Source organism: Bacillus cabrialesii (assembly GCF_004124315.2).
Lineage (GTDB): Bacteria > Bacillota > Bacilli > Bacillales > Bacillaceae > Bacillus > Bacillus cabrialesii.
Window position 1 is genome coordinate 1,749,138 of the sequence record NZ_CP096889.1, and the last position, 20,082, is coordinate 1,769,219.

General features: G+C 42.8%; 18 protein-coding genes. All 18 read left to right on the top strand.

Annotation, left to right across the window (positions count from 1 at the left end; genetic code table 11):
• Window positions 1-43 precede the first annotated feature (43 nt).
• The 18 genes from tsf (at window position 44) to ribF (ending at window position 20,058) form a co-directional block, all read left to right on the top strand.
• On the top strand, window positions 44-925 hold the full coding sequence (gene tsf, locus EFK13_RS09080) for a translation elongation factor Ts (RefSeq protein ID WP_064813794.1): 882 nt from the start codon (window positions 44-46) through the stop codon (window positions 923-925).
• Window positions 926-1,070: 145 nt separating this feature from the next.
• Window positions 1,071-1,793, top strand: coding sequence for a UMP kinase (gene pyrH / locus EFK13_RS09085; RefSeq protein ID WP_003220923.1), 723 nt, complete (start codon window positions 1,071-1,073; stop codon window positions 1,791-1,793).
• 1 nt (window position 1,794) lies between these two features.
• The gene (gene frr, locus EFK13_RS09090) at window positions 1,795-2,352 is read left to right on the top strand and encodes a ribosome recycling factor (RefSeq protein ID WP_064813795.1); all 558 of its coding nucleotides are present in this window, start codon (window positions 1,795-1,797) and stop codon (window positions 2,350-2,352) included.
• Window positions 2,353-2,482: 130 nt separating this feature from the next.
• Window positions 2,483-3,265 (top strand): undecaprenyl pyrophosphate synthase, encoded by a 783-nt coding sequence (gene uppS / locus EFK13_RS09095; protein ID WP_129505696.1) that lies wholly within the window; start codon window positions 2,483-2,485, stop codon window positions 3,263-3,265.
• A 3-nt stretch (window positions 3,266-3,268) separates the two neighbouring features.
• On the top strand, window positions 3,269-4,078 hold the full coding sequence (gene cdsA, locus EFK13_RS09100; protein ID WP_129505695.1) for a phosphatidate cytidylyltransferase: 810 nt from the start codon (window positions 3,269-3,271) through the stop codon (window positions 4,076-4,078).
• A gap of 61 nt (window positions 4,079-4,139) precedes the next feature.
• On the top strand, window positions 4,140-5,291 hold the full coding sequence (dxr, locus tag EFK13_RS09105) for a 1-deoxy-D-xylulose-5-phosphate reductoisomerase (protein ID WP_129505694.1): 1,152 nt from the start codon (window positions 4,140-4,142) through the stop codon (window positions 5,289-5,291).
• Window positions 5,292-5,297: 6 nt separating this feature from the next.
• Entirely contained in the window at window positions 5,298-6,566 is a 1,269-nt protein-coding gene (rseP, locus tag EFK13_RS09110) for an RIP metalloprotease RseP (RefSeq protein WP_129505693.1), read from the top strand.
• 32 nt (window positions 6,567-6,598) lie between these two features.
• Window positions 6,599-8,293, top strand: coding sequence for a proline--tRNA ligase (proS, locus tag EFK13_RS09115; protein ID WP_129505692.1), 1,695 nt, complete (start codon window positions 6,599-6,601; stop codon window positions 8,291-8,293).
• Between the two features lie 108 nt (window positions 8,294-8,401).
• Complete coding sequence (locus EFK13_RS09120) at window positions 8,402-12,715, top strand: PolC-type DNA polymerase III (protein ID WP_129505691.1); 4,314 nt, start codon at window positions 8,402-8,404, stop codon at window positions 12,713-12,715.
• 330 nt (window positions 12,716-13,045) lie between these two features.
• Complete coding sequence (rimP, locus tag EFK13_RS09125; RefSeq protein ID WP_129505690.1) at window positions 13,046-13,516, top strand: ribosome maturation factor RimP; 471 nt, start codon at window positions 13,046-13,048, stop codon at window positions 13,514-13,516.
• Between the two features lie 34 nt (window positions 13,517-13,550).
• Window positions 13,551-14,669: a transcription termination factor NusA gene (gene nusA, locus EFK13_RS09130; RefSeq protein ID WP_064813802.1), complete on the top strand. Its 1,119-nt coding sequence runs from the start codon at window positions 13,551-13,553 to the stop codon at window positions 14,667-14,669.
• Window positions 14,670-14,682: 13 nt separating this feature from the next.
• A complete protein-coding gene (gene rulR, locus EFK13_RS09135) occupies window positions 14,683-14,958 on the top strand; it encodes an RNase P modulator RnpM (protein ID WP_064813803.1) in 276 nt (91 codons plus the stop codon).
• Window position 14,959: 1 nt separating this feature from the next.
• Window positions 14,960-15,262 carry a YlxQ family RNA-binding protein gene (locus tag EFK13_RS09140; RefSeq protein WP_003220946.1) on the top strand — a complete coding sequence of 101 codons (303 nt, stop codon included), beginning with the start codon at window positions 14,960-14,962 and terminating at the stop codon, window positions 15,260-15,262.
• 19 nt (window positions 15,263-15,281) lie between these two features.
• Entirely contained in the window at window positions 15,282-17,432 is a 2,151-nt protein-coding gene (gene infB / locus EFK13_RS09145) for a translation initiation factor IF-2 (protein WP_129505689.1), read from the top strand.
• A complete protein-coding gene (locus EFK13_RS09150; RefSeq protein ID WP_003220950.1) occupies window positions 17,429-17,707 on the top strand; it encodes a DUF503 domain-containing protein in 279 nt (92 codons plus the stop codon). The genes infB and EFK13_RS09150 overlap by 4 nt, the downstream gene beginning before the upstream one ends.
• Before the next feature lie 16 nt (window positions 17,708-17,723).
• On the top strand, window positions 17,724-18,077 hold the full coding sequence (gene rbfA, locus EFK13_RS09155; protein WP_009967251.1) for a 30S ribosome-binding factor RbfA: 354 nt from the start codon (window positions 17,724-17,726) through the stop codon (window positions 18,075-18,077).
• Between the two features lie 82 nt (window positions 18,078-18,159).
• Window positions 18,160-19,089: a tRNA pseudouridine(55) synthase TruB gene (truB, locus tag EFK13_RS09160; protein ID WP_129505688.1), complete on the top strand. Its 930-nt coding sequence runs from the start codon at window positions 18,160-18,162 to the stop codon at window positions 19,087-19,089.
• An 18-nt stretch (window positions 19,090-19,107) separates the two neighbouring features.
• Window positions 19,108-20,058, top strand: a complete 951-nt coding sequence (ribF, locus tag EFK13_RS09165) for a bifunctional riboflavin kinase/FAD synthetase (protein ID WP_129505687.1) — start codon at window positions 19,108-19,110, stop codon at window positions 20,056-20,058.
• Window positions 20,059-20,082: the final 24 nt, after the last annotated feature.

The following is a 20,082-nucleotide window of genomic DNA, read 5'->3' on the forward strand; positions in this document are numbered from 1 at the left end:
GTAATATACATACTCTTGTTTAAACATATAAGGAGGAATACAAATGGCAATTACTGCACAGCAAGTAAAAGAACTGCGTGAAAAAACTGGCGCGGGCATGATGGATTGTAAAAAAGCGTTAACTGAAACTGACGGAGATATGGACAAAGCAATTGACCTTTTAAGAGAAAAAGGGATTGCGAAAGCAGCGAAAAAAGCTGACCGTATCGCAGCAGAAGGTTCTACTCTTATTAAAACTGACGGCAACAAAGGTGTTATCCTAGAAGTAAACTCTGAAACTGACTTCGTTGCGAAAAACGAAGGCTTCAAAGAGCTTCTTAACACTTTAGCTGACCACCTTCTTGCAAATGTACCTGCAGATGTTGAAGAAGCAATGGGTCAAAAAATGGAAAACGGCTCTACTGTTGAAGAGTATATCACAAGCGCAGTTGCTAAAATCGGTGAGAAAATCACTCTTCGCCGCTTTACAGTTCTTACAAAAGACGACAACTCTGCATTCGGTGCTTACCTTCACATGGGCGGCCGCATCGGCGTATTAACTGTTCTTAACGGTACAACTGACGAAGAAACTGCGAAAGATATCGCAATGCACGTTGCTGCGGTTAACCCTCGTTACATTTCTCGTGATCAAGTTTCTGAAGAAGAAGCAAACCATGAGCGTCAAATCTTAACTCAGCAAGCTCTTCAAGAAGGCAAACCTGAAAACATCGTAGCGAAAATGGTTGAAGGCCGTCTGAACAAATTCTTCGAAGAAATTTGTCTTTTAGACCAAGCGTTCGTTAAAAACCCAGATGAAAAAGTGAAACAAGTTGTTGCAGCGAAAAACGCAACTGTTCAAACTTATGTCCGCTATGAAGTTGGAGAAGGCATCGAAAAACGTCAAGAAAACTTTGCTGAAGAAGTAATGAACCAAGTGAAAAAATAATGGCGAAAAGATTTCGCGGCCAAGTCGCGACTTTTCAGGCAGTATAGGGGACACAATTTGTGTTCCCTATTTTTAAAACTATATTTACAAACCTTTTTTTCTCTTGCATAATAGAAAACGGCAATGTTTACACTTGGAGGTTATCATGGAAAAACCAAAATACAAACGTATCGTATTAAAGCTTAGCGGGGAAGCATTGGCAGGAGAACAGGGAAACGGAATTAACCCAACTGTCATTCAATCCATTGCAAAGCAAGTGAAAGAAATCGCTGAGCTTGAAGTCGAAGTGGCTGTTGTAGTAGGCGGCGGCAACTTATGGCGCGGAAAAACAGGAAGTGACCTTGGCATGGACCGTGCAACTGCTGACTATATGGGAATGCTGGCGACAGTTATGAATTCGCTTGCTCTTCAAGACAGCTTGGAAACACTCGGAATCCAGTCTAGAGTGCAAACATCCATTGAAATGAGACAAGTTGCTGAACCGTACATAAGAAGAAAAGCGATACGCCACTTAGAGAAAAAACGTGTCGTTATTTTCGCTGCGGGCACAGGAAACCCATATTTCTCTACTGATACGACGGCTGCACTGCGGGCTGCTGAAATTGAAGCAGACGTTATTTTAATGGCTAAAAATAATGTTGACGGTGTGTATAATGCTGATCCTAGAAAAGATGAATCAGCTGTTAAGTATGAATCACTTTCTTATCTTGACGTTCTTAAAGACGGCCTGGAAGTCATGGATTCAACAGCATCATCTTTATGCATGGATAATGACATTCCGCTTATCGTCTTTTCTATTATGGAAGAAGGAAATATCAAACGTGCCGTTATCGGTGAATCTATCGGAACGATCGTGAGGGGGAAATAACGTGTCAAAAGAAGTATTAACTCAAACAAAAGAAAAAATGGAAAAAGCTATTGCTGCTTATTCCCGCGAATTGGCTACTGTACGCGCAGGCCGTGCAAATCCATCTTTATTAGATAAAGTGACGGTTGAATATTACGGGGCACAGACACCTTTAAATCAGCTGTCTTCTATTAACGTGCCTGAAGCTCGTATGCTCGTTGTAACGCCATACGACAAATCAGCAATCGGCGATATCGAAAAAGCAATTTTAAAAGCTGATTTAGGCCTTACGCCAACAAGTGACGGCAATATGATTCGAATTGCGATTCCGGCATTAACGGAAGAAAGACGTAAAGAATTAGTAAAAGTTGTAAAAAAATATGCTGAAGACGCGAAAGTAGCTGTCCGTAACGTTCGCCGTGATGCTAACGATGATCTCAAAAAACTTGAGAAAAACGGAGACATTACAGAGGATGAACTGCGTGCTTCAACTGAAGACGTTCAAAAACTGACAGATGAATATGTGTCAAAAATTGACAGTGTCACAAAAGACAAAGAAAAAGAAATCATGGAAGTTTAATGAAAAACTATGTACAATAGATAATAGTGAAAAGACCCTCTCATGTTTACAGGGGGTTTTTTTGTTAATACTGTTGATTACATTGACTATCAGCAGGGAATGCAACCTTTTTGGGTGACGGAGGAATCTCATGCTCAACATACTCAAAAATTGGAAGAACCAGCAAACTGCGGCTTCCAACTTAGAACGTTATACAAAAGAAGACATACTTAAGGGGGAAATCCCCGAACACATCGCCATTATCATGGATGGAAATGGCCGTTGGGCTAAAAAACGCTCTCTTCCCCGAATTGCAGGCCACCATGAAGGGATGAAGGTGGTAAAAAGGACAACGAAGCTTGCGAACGAATTAGGTGTCAAAGTACTGACATTGTATGCTTTTTCAACAGAAAATTGGAAGAGGCCGAAAATGGAAGTCGATTTTCTAATGAAGCTTCCGGAAGAATTTTTAAATACGTACCTTCCAGAGCTTGTTGAGGAAAATGTACAGGTTCGGATTATTGGAGATGAAACGGCTTTGCCGGCACACACATTACGTGCGATTGAAAAGGCTGTAAAGGATACGGCGCAAAACGATGGAATGATCCTTAATTTTGCTCTCAATTATGGAGGACGCACTGAAATTGTCACTGCTGCAAAATCACTCGCGGAAAAAGTGAAGGAAGGCTCTTTGAATATTGAAGACATTGATGAATCGCTTTTTTCTAATTATTTAATGACTGAATCTTTGCAGGATCCTGAACTTTTAATTCGAACGAGCGGCGAGATTAGACTGAGCAATTTTATGCTATGGCAGGTTGCTTACAGTGAATTTGTCTTTACTGACGTCTTGTGGCCTGACTTTAAAGAGAATCACTTCTTACAGGCGTTAGGAGAGTATCAGCAGAGAGGCCGGAGGTTTGGCGGAATTTAGAGGATGGTGGACATGAAACAAAGAATTTTGACAGGTGTTCTGGCAGCAATTGTATTTTTATTTTTGGTTATTGTCGGGAAATTGCCGTTCACCATATTAGTTTATGCCATGGGCAGTGTGGCGCTTTTTGAACTTTTACGGATGAAAAAGCTGAAGTTGGTTTCACTGCCGGGTTTGGTCGGTCTTTTATTATTGTGGCTGTTCTTATTGCCAAGCCAGTATTCGTTTTTTGAAGCGGACGGTATTTCAAAAATGGAAATTACTTTGTTTGCGGTACTGCTTTTGCTGACTTACACGGTGTTGGTGAAAAACACCTTTACTTTTGATGAAGTCGGGTTTATTACGCTTGCAGCAATTTACATCGGAATGTGTTTTCATTATTTTATCGAAATCAGAAATCTTGACCAATATGGGTTAACATACATTTTTTACGCGTGTGTTGTGATTTGGTCCACTGATTCCGGTGCGTATTTTGTCGGGAAATCGCTTGGCAAGCGAAAACTGTGGCCTGAAATCAGTCCGAATAAAACAGTGGAAGGCTTTGCAGGTGGAATTGTCATCGCACTTATACTGGCGACAATTTTTCAGCTTGTTACACATCTTCCGATCCCGTATATCTATCTGCTGTTGATCACACTGTTTTTGTCTGTTTTCGGACAACTTGGAGATTTAGTGGAATCTGCCTTGAAAAGACATTACGATGTAAAGGATTCTGGGAAGATTCTTCCCGGGCACGGCGGTATATTAGACCGTTTTGACAGTTTCTTGTTTGTCATGCCTTTCTTGTACTTTCTGCTTGCCCTTTTTTCATAAAAAAGTCTAATATGAATATGAGACTGATCATGCAGCAAAAAGAATAGGAGTAGTGGCAACTTTGAAAAATATTTGTCTTTTAGGAGCAACAGGATCAATCGGCGAACAGACTCTTGACGTATTGCGTACACATCAAGATCAATTTCAGCTGGTATCTATGTCGTTTGGCAGAAATATTGATAAGGCCCTTCCAATGATAGAGGCCTTTCAGCCGAAGTTTGTCTCTGTCGGTGATCTGGATACATATCATGAACTAAAACAAATGTCTTTTTCTTTTGAATGCCAAATCGGGCTGGGAGAAGAAGGACTGATAGAAGCAGCAGTGATGGAGGAGGTTGACATTGTTGTCAACGCCTTGCTCGGAAGCGTCGGCCTTATCCCGACGTTAAAGGCAATTGAACAGAAAAAAACAATTGCGCTTGCAAATAAGGAAACTCTTGTCACTGCAGGGCATATAGTAAAAGAACATGCTAAGAAGTATGATGTTCCGCTTCTGCCCGTTGACAGTGAACATTCGGCAATTTTTCAAGCGCTTCAAGGCGAACAGGCTAAAAACATTGACCGCCTCATCATTACGGCATCCGGCGGGAGCTTTCGGGACAAGAAGCGGGAGGAGCTCGAATCAGTTACAGTAGAGGACGCGTTAAAACATCCCAATTGGTCGATGGGCGCAAAAATTACGATTGATTCGGCTACAATGATGAATAAGGGTTTAGAGGTGATCGAGGCACATTGGCTTTTCGATATACCGTATGAACAAATAGATGTGGTTTTACATAAGGAGAGCATCATCCATTCAATGGTTGAGTTTCATGACAAAAGTGTGATCGCACAGCTCGGAACTCCGGATATGAGGGTTCCAATCCAGTATGCGCTCACTTATCCTGACCGGTTGCCATTGCCGGATGCGAAAAGGCTTGAATTATGGGAAATCGGCAGCCTCCATTTTGAGAAAGCTGATTTTGACAGGTTCCGATGCTTACAATTTGCTTTTGAATCAGGTAAAATAGGAGGAACAATGCCGACAGTGCTAAATGCGGCAAATGAAGTAGCTGTCGCCGCCTTTTTAGCCGGCAAGATACCGTTTTTGGCTATTGAAGACTGTATCGAAAAGGCACTATCCCGCCATCAGTTGATTAAAAAACCGAGCCTGGCGGACATTCAAGAAGTGGACAAAGATACCCGGGGATACGTCAATTCAATACTCACATAAGGTGGTATGTTCGTGAATACAGTTATAGCGTTTATTATTATTTTCGGAACGCTCGTTTTCTTCCATGAACTGGGCCATTTATTGCTAGCCCAAAGAGCGGGAATTCTCTGCCGTGAATTTGCGATCGGCTTCGGTCCAAAGATTTTTTCTTTCAAAAAAAATGAGACAGTTTATACGATCAGGCTGCTTCCGGTCGGCGGGTTTGTCCGTATGGCCGGCGAAGACCCGGAGATGATCGAGGTGAAACCCGGTTACACGGTCGGGCTTCTGTTTAATAAAGAAGATCAAGTTGAGAAAGTCATCATCAATCAAAAGGAAAAATACCGGGATGCTTTAGTCATCGAAGTAGAAACAGCGGATTTAGAGCATGACATGAAGATCACCGGCTATGAACAGGGGAAAGAGGATGAGCTTTCCAGCTATACTGTCAGCGAAACCTCCTTTTTTATTGTAGATGGAGAAGAAGTTCAGATTGCGCCGTTTAACCGCCAATTTGGTTCCAAACCTGTTTGGCAGCGGATTAAAGCAATTGCTGCAGGGCCGATTATGAACTTTATTTTAGCTTATGTCATTCTAGTGATGCTGGGGCTTGTTCAAGGCGTACCGTCCAATGATCCTGTGCTCGGGCAGCTGACTGACAATGGCCGGGCGGCAGAAGCAGGGCTAAAAGAAGGGGATTACATTCAGAGCATTAACGGAGAGAAAATGAGGTCTTGGACTGACATTGTCTCCGCTGTAAAAGAAAATCCGGAAAAAGAAATGGACGTTGCAGTAAAAAGAGATAACAAAACGCTTCACATTTCTGTGACTCCGGAAGCTGTGAAAGATGAGAACAAAAAAACAATCGGGCGTTTCGGGTCCTATGCGCCGACTGAAAAAGGCGTTCTCTCAGCAGTTGCTTACGGTGCGACATCAACAGTTGATGTCACCAAAGCGATTTTAACCAACTTAAGCAAATTAGTAACAGGCCAATTTAAACTTGATATGCTGTCAGGTCCTGTCGGCATATATGATATGACAGACCAAGTGGCGAAAACAGGGTTAGTGAACCTATTCCAGTTCGCTGCGTTCTTAAGCATTAACCTTGGGATTGTCAACTTGCTTCCGATTCCGGCACTTGACGGAGGAAGATTGTTATTTCTATTTATTGAAGCGATTCGGGGCAAACCGATTAACAGGGAAAAAGAAGCGTTTGTCGTGTTTATCGGGGTAGCTTTCTTAATGCTTCTTATGCTGGTCGTCACATGGAACGATATCCAGCGGCTGTTTTTGTAAACGAAAAGTAAATCAATCAGAGGTGCGAAGAAATGAGACAAAGCTTGACGCTTATTCCTACGCTCCGTGAAGTTCCAGCTGATGCCGAGGCAAAAAGTCATCAGCTTCTTCTGAGAGCAGGATTTATCAGACAGAATACAAGCGGGGTATACAGCTATATGCCTCTTGCGTATAAGGTCATTCAAAACATTCAGCAGATTGTTCGTGAGGAAATGGAGAAAATTGATGCCGTAGAAATGCTTATGCCCGCACTGCAGCAGGCTGAGACATGGCAGGAATCAGGCAGATGGTATACGTATGGTCCCGAACTGATGAGATTAAAAGACCGTCATGGCCGTGAGTTTGCTTTAGGCGCAACGCATGAGGAAGTTATCACTTCACTTGTTCGCGATGAGGTTAAATCTTATAAGCGTCTCCCTCTGACTCTGTATCAAATCCAGTCTAAGTTCAGAGATGAAAAACGTCCTCGCTTCGGTTTGTTAAGAGGCCGCGAATTTATTATGAAGGATGCGTATTCTTTCCATGCATCTGCAAAGAGCTTGGATGAAACGTATCAAAAAATGTACGAGGCTTATTCTAACATTTTTGCCCGCTGCGGCATTAATGTAAGACCTGTCATTGCCGATTCAGGCGCAATGGGAGGAAAGGATACGCACGAGTTTATGGCACTTTCTGCAATCGGAGAGGATACGATTGCGTATTCTGATGAATCACAATATGCGGCTAATATCGAAATGGCTGAAGTTCTTTATCAAGAAGCACCTTCTGATGAAGAGCCTAAAGCTTTAGAGAAAGTCCACACGCCTAACGTGAAAACAATAGAAGAACTGACTGCGTTTTTACAGGTTTCCGCTGAAGCATGCATCAAGTCAGTCTTGTTTAAAGCAGATGACCGTTTTGTCTTAGTGCTTGTAAGAGGCGACCATGAAGTCAACGATATCAAAGTGAAAAACTTGCTTCATGCAGAAGTTGTGGAGCTTGCCGCACATGAAGAGGTCATTCAGCAGCTGGGAACAGAGCCTGGCTTTGTCGGCCCTGTCGGTGTCAATCAAGATGTTGAAGTATATGCCGATCAAGCTGTGAAAGCAATGGTCAATGCTGTTGCCGGTGCAAATGAAGGAGATCATCATTATCAAAATGTCAACGTAAACCGTGACGCGCAAATTAAAGAATTTGCTGATCTTCGTTTTATTAAAGAAGGCGATCCTTCACCAGACGGCAAAGGCACGATCCGTTTCGCAGAAGGAATTGAAGTCGGACAAGTCTTTAAGCTCGGAACACGCTACTCAGAAGCGATGAATGCGACGTACTTAGATGAAAACGGCCGCGCGCAGCCAATGATGATGGGCTGTTACGGAATCGGTGTATCAAGAACGCTTTCTGCTATTGCTGAACAGCATCACGATGAAAAAGGGTTAATATGGCCAAAGAGCGTAGCGCCGTATGATCTTCATATTCTTGCTTTGAACATGAAAAACGATGGGCAAAGAGAGCTTGCTGAAAAGCTGTATGCCGATTTAAAAGCGGAAGGCTATGAAGTGCTCTATGATGATCGTGCTGAGCGTGCAGGCGTGAAATTTGCTGATTCAGATCTAATCGGCCTTCCAATCCGCATCACTGTCGGAAAACGGGCTGACGAAGGAATTGTCGAAGTGAAAATCCGTGAAACAGGCGAGTCAATTGAGATTTCAGTAGACGAATTATCTGCTTTTATCAGCAAGCAGTAATCACCATAACGATTGATCAAAAAACATGTTAAAATATAAATAATAGAAGGTACCTCATTGCCTGAGGTACCTTCACTTATGATGTTTTTAGGGAGGGATACTGTCTTAATGGAACAGTTATCAGTAAACAGAAGGCAGTTTCAAATTCTTCTGCAGCAGATTAATATGACAGATGATACCTTCATGACATACTTTGAAGATGGCGAGATTAAAAAGCTGACGATACACAAAGCGTCTAAGTCTTGGCATTTTCATTTTCAATTTAAATCTTTGCTGCCTTTTCAAATATATGACACCTTAACAATGAGGCTGACACAAGCGTTTGCCCACATAGCAAAAGTTACATCTTCAGTTGAAGTGCAGGATGCCGAGTTCAGTGAGAGTCTTGTTCAAGACTACTGGTCACGCTGCATTGAAGAATTGCAAGGCATTTCGCCGCCGATTATCAGTCTTTTAAACCAGCAAAAACCGAAGCTGAAAGGCAATAAACTGATTGTCAAAACAAAAACGGACACGGAAGCCGCTGCTCTTAAGAACAAATACAGTTCCATGATTCAAGCAGGCTACCGTCAATTTGGTTTTCCGGACCTTCAGCTTGATGCCGAAATATTTGTATCAGAGCAAGAAGTTCAAAAGTTCAGGGAGCAAAAGCTTGCAGAAGACCAGGAGCGGGCTATGCAGGCGCTGATTGAAATGGAGAAGAAAGACAAAGAAAGTGATGAAGACCAAGTGCCTTCTGGGCCTCTTGTCATCGGTTATCAAATTAAAGATAATGAAGAAATCCGGACGCTTGACAGCATCATGGACGAAGAACGGAGAATTACGGTCCAGGGTTACGTGTTTGATGTGGAGACCCGAGAGCTAAAAAGCGGACGCACACTGTGCATCTTCAAAATTACAGACTATACAAATAGTATTTTAATCAAAATGTTTGCACGTGAAAAAGAAGATGCGGCACTGATGAAGTCTCTGAAAAAAGGAATGTGGGTAAAAGCACGCGGAAGCATTCAGAATGACACTTTCGTCAGAGATCTCGTCATGATCGCAAATGACGTTAACGAAATAAAAGCAAAAACCCGTGAAGATTCGGCTCCTGAAGGAGAAAAAAGAGTGGAATTGCATCTGCATTCTCCAATGAGCCAAATGGATGCTGTTACAGGGATTGGAAAGCTTGTCGAACAAGCGAAAAAATGGGGGCATGAGGCCATCGCTTTGACTGACCATGCTGTCGTTCAATCTTTCCCTGATGCGTATTCTGCCGCTAAAAAGCATGGAATTAAAATGATTTACGGGATGGAAGCAAATCTCGTTGATGATGGCGTGCCAATTGCTTATAACGCTGCACATCGTCTGCTTGAGGAAGAAACATATGTTGTTTTTGACGTCGAGACAACAGGCTTGTCTGCTGTTTACGACACCATTATTGAGCTGGCTGCAGTAAAAGTAAAAGACGGAGAAATTATTGATAAATTTGAGGCGTTTGCGAACCCGCATCGTCCGCTTTCAGCCACAATCATAGAGCTGACGGGCATTACCGATGATATGCTTCGCGATGCTCCGGATGTTGTAGATGTGATAAGAGAATTTAGAGAATGGATCGGCGATGATATCCTTGTCGCTCATAATGCGAGCTTTGACATGGGATTCCTAAACGTGGCTTATAAAAAGCTTCTTGAAGTCGAAAAAGCTAAAAACCCAGTCATTGATACGCTTGAGCTCGGCCGTTTTCTCTATCCTGAATTTAAGAACCACCGTCTGAACACGCTTTGTAAAAAGTTTGATATCGAACTCACACAGCACCACCGTGCGATTTATGATACTGAGGCGACTGCTTATTTACTTCTGAAAATGCTGAAGGATGCAGCTGAAAAAGGCATTCAGTATCATGACGAGCTGAATGAAAATATGGGTCAGTCCAACGCTTATCAAAGATCAAGACCGTATCATGCAACATTACTTGCTGTGAACAGCACGGGGCTTAAAAATTTATTTAAGCTTGTGTCACTTTCCCATATTCATTATTTTTACAGAGTGCCTCGTATCCCGAGATCTCAGCTTGAGAAATACAGGGAAGGGCTTCTGATCGGTTCAGCCTGTGACAGGGGAGAGGTATTTGAAGGGATGATGCAAAAATCGCCTGAAGAGGTTGAAGATGTCGCGTCATTCTATGATTATCTTGAGGTTCAGCCGCCTGAAGTGTACCGTCACTTGCTAGAGCTTGAACTGGTACGCGATGAAAAATCGCTGAAAGAAATTATTGCGAATATCACGAAGCTGGGTGAAAAGCTAAACAAACCGGTTGTTGCTACGGGAAATGTTCATTACTTGAATGATGAGGATAAAATCTACAGAAAGATTCTAGTATCCTCACAGGGCGGAGCCAATCCGCTGAACAGGCATGAACTTCCGAAAGTGCATTTCAGAACGACAGATGAAATGCTTGAAGCATTTTCTTTCTTAGGCGAAGAAAAAGCGAAGGAAATTGTTGTTGCCAATACCCAAAAGGTTGCTTCTTTAATCGATGACATCAAGCCGATTAAAGATGATTTGTATACACCGAAAATCGAAGGCGCCGATGAAGAGATCAGAGAAATGAGCTACCAGCGTGCAAGAAGCATTTACGGCGAACAGCTGCCTGAAATTGTCGAAGCGCGGATTGAAAAGGAATTAAAGAGTATCATTGGCCACGGCTTCGCTGTTATTTATTTGATCTCTCACAAACTTGTAAAACGTTCACTGGATGACGGATATCTCGTAGGTTCCCGTGGTTCCGTAGGATCTTCACTAGTTGCGACGCTTACTGAGATCACTGAGGTAAACCCGCTGCCGCCGCACTATGTATGCTCTGAGTGCCAGCATTCTGAGTTCTTTAATGACGGTTCTGTCGGTTCCGGTTTTGACCTGCCTGACAAGATATGTCCTCATTGCGGAACGCCTTTGAAAAAAGACGGCCATGATATTCCGTTTGAAACGTTCTTAGGATTTAAAGGGGACAAAGTGCCAGATATCGACTTGAACTTCTCAGGGGAATATCAGCCGCAAGCCCACAATTACACAAAAGTATTGTTTGGAGAAGACAATGTATATCGTGCGGGAACAATAGGCACAGTTGCAGAAAAAACGGCCTACGGTTATGTGAAAGGCTATGCCGGAGATCATAATCTTCATATGCGCGGGGCTGAAGTAGATCGGCTCGTACAGGGATGTACAGGTGTAAAACGTACGACTGGACAGCACCCCGGCGGTATTATCGTAGTACCGGATTATATGGATATTTATGATTTTTCACCAATTCAGTTCCCGGCAGATGCCACAGGTTCAGAGTGGAAAACGACACATTTTGATTTCCACTCCATCCATGACAACCTGTTAAAACTGGATATTCTCGGACACGATGACCCGACCGTCATTCGGATGCTTCAAGACTTAAGCGGAATTGATCCGAAAACAATTCCAACTGATGATCCTGAAGTGATGAAGATCTTCCAGGGAACCGAATCACTCGGTGTTACAGAAGAACAGATCGGCTGTAAAACGGGAACTCTCGGAATCCCTGAATTCGGAACCCGATTTGTCCGGCAAATGCTTGAAGATACAAAGCCGACAACTTTTTCCGAGCTCGTTCAGATTTCAGGCTTGTCTCACGGAACTGATGTATGGCTCGGCAATGCGCAGGAACTCATCCACAATAATATTTGTGAGCTGAGTGAAGTTATCGGCTGCCGTGATGACATTATGGTTTATTTAATCTATCAAGGCCTTGAGCCGTCCCTTGCCTTTAAAATCATGGAATTTGTGCGTAAAGGAAAAGGATTGATGCCTGAATGGGAAGAAGAAATGAAAAATAACAATGTCCCAGACTGGTATATTGATTCTTGTAAAAAGATTAAATACATGTTCCCGAAAGCCCACGCCGCGGCGTATGTATTAATGGCAGTCCGTATCGCTTACTTTAAAGTGCATCACGCGCTTCTGTATTATGCGGCTTATTTTACCGTTCGTGCAGACGATTTTGATATCGATACAATGATCAAGGGTTCTACAGCAATCAAGGCTGTGATGGAGGATATTAACTCTAAAGGACTTGATGCTTCGCCAAAGGAAAAAAACCTTCTGACTGTTTTAGAATTAGCGCTTGAAATGTGTGAAAGGGGCTATTCATTCCAAAAAGTCGATTTATATCGTTCCAGCGCTGCAGAGTTTATTATTGACGGCAACAGTCTTATTCCGCCGTTTAACTCCATTCCTGGATTAGGGACGAACGCCGCTCTAAACATTGTAAAGGCTCGTGAGGAAGGCGAGTTCCTCTCAAAAGAAGATTTGCAAAAGAGAGGGAAAGTGTCAAAAACGATTTTAGAGTATTTAGATCGTCATGGCTGTCTCGAATCACTGCCTGATCAAAACCAATTGTCACTGTTCTAACATGGAAAGCAGAATTTCTCTGGAAATTCTGCTTCTATGCATATATAAGCGCAAAAAATGCAATCGTAATATTAGAGTTTCTGTCATTTGCTTAGGTATGAAGGTAAGCGTATATCCATTTGCAATAAAAATATGGTTATGGTATAGTTTTATTGGAAATGCTAACGATTACCGAGGCAAAGAGTGGGGAAACCCGCTCTTTTGTATTGAACAAGAGAATTTTGTCTCGACATGTTCATCGTTTACTTTTTAGCCCCTGCTCTTTTGAAGCAGGGTTTTTATGCAGAGTGACGAGACGAATATGAGATCGACAGCACAAGGAGGAAGAACATGAGCAAAAAAGTGACTGATACCGTTCAAGAAATGGCTCAGCCAATCGTAGACAGCCTTCAGCTGGAACTCGTTGACATTGAATTTGTCAAAGAGGGCCAAAGCTGGTTCCTTCGCGTGTTTATTGATTCCGATGACGGTGTGGATATTGAGGAATGTGCCAAAGTAAGCGAAGCTTTAAGCGAAAAGCTTGATGAGGCAGACCCAATCAGCCAAAATTACTTTCTTGAAGTCTCATCTCCGGGAGCTGAGCGTCCGCTAAAGAAAAAAGCCGATTTCGAAAAATCACTTGGAAAAAATGTGTACATTAAGACGTATGAGCCTATTGATGGCGTAAAAGTGTTTGAAGGTGAACTGGCTGAATTTGATGGACAAACAGTGACAGTTGAGATCACGATCAAAACAAGAAAGAAACGAATCAATATTCCGTATGACAAGATAGCTAATGCCAGATTAGCTGTTACATTCTAATGAATACAAATGTTTTAAGGGGGGAGACCGTTAAATGAGCAGTGAATTATTAGATGCTCTCACGATTCTTGAAAAAGAAAAAGGCATCAGTAAAGAAATTATCATTGAAGCAATCGAAGCTGCGTTAATTTCTGCTTATAAGCGGAACTTTAATCAAGCGCAAAATGTACGGGTGGATTTAAACCGTGAAACAGGCTCCATCCGTGTATTTGCAAGAAAAGATGTCGTTGACGAAGTATACGACCAAAGACTGGAGATCTCTATTGAAGAGGCACAGGGCATCCATCCGGAATATATGGTCGGCGATGTCGTTGAAATCGAAGTAACGCCTAAGGATTTCGGGCGCATAGCTGCTCAAACAGCGAAGCAAGTCGTCACCCAGCGTGTTCGCGAAGCTGAGCGCGGTGTGATTTATTCTGAATTTATCGACCGTGAAGAAGACATCATGACAGGTATCGTCCAGCGTTTGGATAATAAGTTTATCTATGTGTCTTTAGGTAAAATTGAAGCCTTGCTGCCGGTTAATGAGCAAATGCCAAATGAAAGCTACAAGCCTCATGACCGCATTAAGGTATATATCACAAAAGTAGAAAAAACGACGAAGGGCCCGCAGATTTATGTGTCAAGAACACATCCAGGCCTGCTAAAGCGTTTGTTTGAAATCGAAGTGCCTGAAATTTATGATGGAACTGTCGAGCTGAAATCTGTTGCCAGAGAAGCCGGCGACCGTTCGAAGATTTCTGTCCGCACAGATGATCCTGACGTGGATCCTGTCGGCTCTTGCGTAGGCCCTAAAGGCCAGCGTGTTCAAGCGATCGTCAATGAATTAAAAGGTGAAAAAATTGACATTGTCAACTGGTCCAGTGATCCTGTAGAATTTGTCGCGAATGCGCTCAGCCCTTCGAAAGTGCTGGATGTCATCGTTAATGAAGAAGAAAAAGCGACAACTGTTATTGTTCCTGATTACCAGCTGTCTCTGGCGATTGGCAAAAGAGGACAAAACGCACGCTTAGCTGCTAAACTGACAGGCTGGAAGATTGATATTAAGAGCGAAACGGACGCAAGAGAACTTGGAATCTATCCGAGAGAACTTGAAGAAGATGACGATGAGCCGCTCTTTACGGAGCCTGAAACTGCTGAATCGGATGAATAAGAGGTGACCTTAGGTGAATAAACACAAAAAGATCCCGTTACGCAAATGTGTAGTGACTGGTGAAATGAAGCCTAAAAAGGAACTGATCCGAGTCGTACGTTCGAAAGAAGGCGAAGTCTCAGTAGACCCGACCGGAAAAAAGAACGGGCGGGGTGCTTATTTAACGCTGGATAAAGAGTGTATCTTAGCAGCAAAAAAGAAAAACACTTTGCAAAATCAATTTCAATCACAAATCGATGACCAGATTTTCGAAGAATTGCTGGAGCTGGCGGAAAAGGTGAAAAAATAAAATGTCTGGAATGGAATGGTTTCCCTTGCTGGGTCTGGCCAATCGAGCTCGTAAGGTCGTGTCAGGCGAGGACTTGGTAATTAAAGAAATCAGGAATGCGCGTGCAAAACTTGTCCTGCTTACAGAGGATGCATCATCTAACACAGCGAAAAAAGTAACCGACAAGTGCAATTATTATAAAGTCCCTTATAAAAAAGTCGAGAGTCGCGCGGTTCTTGGACGCTCTATCGGTAAAGAAGCCCGTGTCGTTGTCGCCGTCACTGACCAAGGTTTTGCGAATAAGCTGATCAGCTTGCTCGATTAATATTTTTGGGGGTGAACGAATGGCTAAAATGAGAGTATACGAATATGCAAAAGCGTTAAATGTTTCAAGTAAGGAAATTTTGACCGCACTGAAAAACATGGATTTAGAAGTGAATAATCATATGGCCATGCTTGAAGAAAAGGCCATTAAACAGCTTGATGCCAAATATAAAAAAGGCGGCTCGGCCGCTAAATCTCAAAAGCCTGCAGAAACGAACAAAAACAAACAGCCGCAAGGGGTTAATCAGCAATCAGCTGGAAATCAACCAAATAAAATTCGAGACGGAAAGAAGAATGACGTGCAGAATAATCAATTTAACAAAAACAAGAAGAATAACAACAACAAAAAAAATAATAAACGCAACCACAACAATAAAAACCAACATCAGCAAAAGCCTGTAAAGCCGAAAAAAGAGCTTCCTGAGAAAATTACATTCTCTGGCACTTTAACAGTCGGCGCACTGGCTGAAGAGCTTGGCAAAGAGCCTTCAGAAATCATTAAAAAGCTGATGCTTCTTGGTGTAATGGCAACCATTAACCAAGAACTTGATAAAGACACAATCGAACTCATCGCATCAGAATATGGTGTTGAAACAGAAGAAGTCATTGTGCTTGAAGAAACAGAGCTGGAAAAATACGAAGAGCCGGATAATGAAGAGGATCTTGAAATTCGTCCTCCTGTTGTCACAATCATGGGTCACGTTGACCACGGTAAAACGACGCTTCTTGACAGCATCCGTAAAACGAAGGTTGTTGAAGGAGAAGCAGGCGGAATCACTCAGCATATCGGTGCTTATCAAATTGAAGAGAACGGCAAGAAAATTACGTTCTTGGACACTCCTGGACACGCCGCATTTACTACAATGCGTGCACGCGGTGCGGAAGTAACTGATATTACAATTCTCGTTGTAGCTGCCGATGACGGTGTAATGCCGCAAACAGTAGAAGCGATTAACCATGCAAAAGCGGCTGAGGTTCCAATTATCGTTGCTGTGAATAAAATTGATAAAGAATCCGCAAATCCTGACCGTGTCATGCAGGAACTGACGGAATACGGACTTGTTCCTGAAGCTTGGGGCGGAGAAACGATTTTTGTGCCGCTTTCCGCTTTAACTGGAAAAGGCATTGATGAACTCGTTGAAATGATTTTGCTTGTCAGCGAGGTAGAGGAACTGAAAGCGAACCCGAACCGCCAGGCAAAAGGAACTGTTATTGAAGCGGAACTCGATAAAGGCAGAGGATCAGTTGCGACATTGCTCGTACAAACTGGAACACTGCATGTCGGTGATCCGATCGTAGTCGGCAACACATTTGGCCGTGTCCGTGCAATGGTTAACGATATTGGACGCCGTGTGAAAACTGCCGGCCCGTCAACTCCGGTTGAAATTACCGGTTTGAATGACGTCCCTCAAGCGGGAGACCAATTCCTTGTCTTTAAAGATGAAAAAACAGCTCGTTCTGTCGGGGAAGCCCGTGCTTCGAAACAGCTTGAAGAGCAGCGCAGCGATAAAGCGAAGCTCAGTCTTGATGACTTATTCGAGCAAATTAAACAAGGTGATGTAAAAGACATCAACCTTATCGTAAAAGCTGACGTTCAAGGATCTGCAGAAGCTTTAACAGCCGCACTTCAAAAAATTGAAGTGGAAGGCGTTAAAGTGAAAATCATCCATACAGGCGTTGGTGCGATTACTGAATCTGACATTATCTTGGCATCTGCTTCCAATGCAATTGTTATCGGGTTTAATGTGAGACCGGACGGAAATGCTAAGAGTACGGCTGAAGCTGAAAATGTTGATATCCGACTTCACCGTATCATTTACAAAGTAATTGACGAGATTGAAGCGGCCATGAAAGGTATGCTTGATCCGGAATATGAAGAAAAAGTAATTGGTCAAGTAGAAGTGCGCCAAACATTCAAAGTATCTAAAATCGGTACGATTGCCGGCGGATATGTTACTGAAGGAACCATTACGCGCGACAGCGGCCTTCGTTTAATTCGTGACGGCGTCGTTATCTTTGAAGGCGAAGTAGACGTTCTGAAACGCTTTAAAGACGATGTGAAAGAAGTTTCACAAGGCTATGAATGTGGTATTACAATTAAGAAATACAATGACATTCGTGAAGGTGACATCCTTGAAGCGTTTGTCATGCAAGAAATTGAAAGAACGTGATCGGATTTGCGGAGTGTGAATGCATCATTTATGACGCAGGATCGCTAAAAGAAAAGCGTGCCGTTCTGAAGCGGATCTTAACCAGAGTTCAAAACAAGTTCAATGTTTCGATTTCGGAGATTGGCTATCAGGACACTTGGCAAAGAACCAGCTTTGGAATCGCCGCTGTTTCTTCCTCTCGCGTTCAAACAGAAAAAGAACTGCAGCGCGTTCTGGCGTTTATCGATTCTTTTCCTGAAATTGAACGGACGATCACTAGAACAGAGTGGTTTTAACTTAGAGGTGATTGAATTGAGTATGAGAGCAAACCGTGTCGGCGAGCAAATGAAAAAAGAACTCGGTGATATTATCAGCCGCAAGCTGAAAGATCCGAGAATTGGTTTTCTGACAGTAACGGATGTACGTGTATCAGGTGATTTGCAAATTGCAAAGGTGTATATCTCGGTACTCGGTGACGAGAAAAAACGGGAGGAAGCGCTGAAAGGGCTGGCGAAAGCGAAAGGATTTATCCGATCCGAAATCGGCAGCCGCATCAGACTTCGAAAAACGCCTGAAATTGAATTTGAGTTCGATGAATCAATCGATTACGGAAATCGTATCGAAACACTGATTCACGAATTACATTCAGAGAAACCATCTGAATAAAAATGGAGAGGATAGGCGTATATCGTCTGTCCTCTTTTCTGCGTTTTAATGAGAAAAGCTCAAAAGAAGGAGTGAAAGACAAATGGTTAACGGAGTTCTCCTTTTACATAAACCAGTTGGCATGACATCGCATGACTGTGTCATGAAGATCCGAAAACTGTTAAAAACAAAAAAAGTAGGACATACGGGAACGCTTGATCCAGAAGTATCAGGCGTGCTTCCGATTTGTGTGGGAAGAGCGACAAAAATTGTCGAATACTTAACTGAAAAGTCTAAAACGTATGATGCGGAAATAACGCTTGGCTTTTCAACGACAACAGAGGATCAAACCGGCGAAACGGTTGAAACAAAGCCTGTCAATCAAGACATTGATAAAGCGGCAGTAGAAAAGGTGTTAAACAGTTTAGTGGGTAAACAAGAACAAATTCCGCCCATGTATTCAGCTGTAAAAGTAAACGGCAAAAAGTTATACGAATACGCAAGAGCAGGGATTGAAGTAGAACGTCCGAAACGGATGATTACCATCGAAGACATTGCACTGACGACAGAGATTAAACATCATGGAGAAACCGCGAGCTTCCGGTTTACAGTGACATGCTCCAAAGGGACCTACGTAAGAACACTTGCCGTCATGATTGGAGAAAAGCTCGGATATCCGGCCCATATGTCTCATTTAATCCGTACGGCGTCCGGAGATTTTTCTCTAGACGAATGCTTTACCTTTGAAGAACTGGATGCACAGGTTCAGTCCGGAACAGTGGGGGAGCATACAGTTCCTATTGAACGCGCGCTCAATCATTTGCCGAAATGGATCATAAGTGATACATTAGCTAAGAAAGTAGAAAATGGGGCTTTGCTTGAGACGCCCGAGCAGTTTTCTGAAATGACAAGTGAAGACCGTATTGCCGTCTTTACTGAATCCGGAAGCTGTTTGGCGATTTATTTTCCCCATCCTTCAAAAAAAGGGCTGTTAAAGCCGGCAAAAGTATTGATGCAAAAAAGCGAACAATAGAAAAAAGGTGACCGTTCTGTGAAGACGATACATATTACACATCCGCATCATTTAATTAAAGAGGAGCAGGCAAAGTCTGTGATGGCGTTAGGGTATTTTGACGGCGTTCATCTTGGACATCAAAAGGTAATCGGCACAGCGAAGCAAATAGCCGAAGAAAAGGGCCTGACTTTAGCTGTAATGACCTTTCATCCTCATCCTTCTCATGTATTGGGCAGGGATCAGGAGCCAAAGGATCTGATTACGCCTCTGGAAGACAAAATAAATCAAATTGAACAATTAGGCACAGAGATTCTGTACGTCGTTACATTTAATGAGGTATTTGCTTCTCTTTCTCCTAAGCAGTTTGCAGACCAGTATATTATCGGCCTTAATGTACAGCACGCAGTGGCGGGCTTTGATTTTACGTACGGCAAATACGGCAGGGGAACAATGGAAACCATGCCGCATGACTTAGACGGAAAAGCTGAATGCACAATGGTAGAAAAATTAACGGAGCAGGATAAAAAAATCAGCTCCTCGTATATCCGTACCGCGCTTCAAAACGGAGACGTTGAATTGGCGAGTGTCTTGCTCGGACAGCCTTATTTTATAAAAGGAATTGTCATTCACGGCGATAAAAGAGGGCGGACCATCGGGTTTCCCACAGCAAATGTCGGTTTAAATAACAGCTATATCGTTCCGCCGACGGGTGTATATGCAGTAAAAGCGGAAGTGAACGGTGAAGTCTACAACGGCGTTTGTAATATCGGCTATAAGCCGACGTTTTATGAAAAACGTCCGGAGCAGCCTTCGATCGAGGTCAATCTGTTTGATTTTGATCAGGAGGTATACGGAGCCGCTATAAAAATCGAATGGTATAAACGGATTCGGAGCGAACGGAAATTCAATGGCATCAAAGAATTAACAGAGCAAATTGAGAAAGATAAACAGGAAGCCATCCGTTATTTCAGCAATTTGCGGAAATAACATGCAACGTACACAAATTTTATT

Excerpts from the sequence above, each read along its gene's own strand:
- tsf (WP_064813794.1), top strand. The coding sequence starts at position 44 with ATGGCAATTACTGCACAGCAAGTAAAAGAACTGCGTGAAAAAACTGGC.
- pyrH (WP_003220923.1), top strand. The coding sequence starts at position 1,071 with ATGGAAAAACCAAAATACAAACGTATCGTATTAAAGCTTAGCGGGGAA.
- uppS (WP_129505696.1), top strand. The coding sequence starts at position 2,483 with ATGCTCAACATACTCAAAAATTGGAAGAACCAGCAAACTGCGGCTTCC.
- cdsA (WP_129505695.1), top strand. The coding sequence starts at position 3,269 with ATGGTGGACATGAAACAAAGAATTTTGACAGGTGTTCTGGCAGCAATT.
- rseP (WP_129505693.1), top strand. The coding sequence starts at position 5,298 with ATGTTCGTGAATACAGTTATAGCGTTTATTATTATTTTCGGAACGCTC.
- proS (WP_129505692.1), top strand. The coding sequence starts at position 6,599 with ATGAGACAAAGCTTGACGCTTATTCCTACGCTCCGTGAAGTTCCAGCT.
- EFK13_RS09120 (WP_129505691.1), top strand. The coding sequence starts at position 8,402 with ATGGAACAGTTATCAGTAAACAGAAGGCAGTTTCAAATTCTTCTGCAG.
- rimP (WP_129505690.1), top strand. The coding sequence starts at position 13,046 with ATGAGCAAAAAAGTGACTGATACCGTTCAAGAAATGGCTCAGCCAATC.
- nusA (WP_064813802.1), top strand. The coding sequence starts at position 13,551 with ATGAGCAGTGAATTATTAGATGCTCTCACGATTCTTGAAAAAGAAAAA.
- EFK13_RS09140 (WP_003220946.1), top strand. The coding sequence starts at position 14,960 with ATGTCTGGAATGGAATGGTTTCCCTTGCTGGGTCTGGCCAATCGAGCT.
- infB (WP_129505689.1), top strand. The coding sequence starts at position 15,282 with ATGGCTAAAATGAGAGTATACGAATATGCAAAAGCGTTAAATGTTTCA.
- truB (WP_129505688.1), top strand. The coding sequence starts at position 18,160 with ATGGTTAACGGAGTTCTCCTTTTACATAAACCAGTTGGCATGACATCG.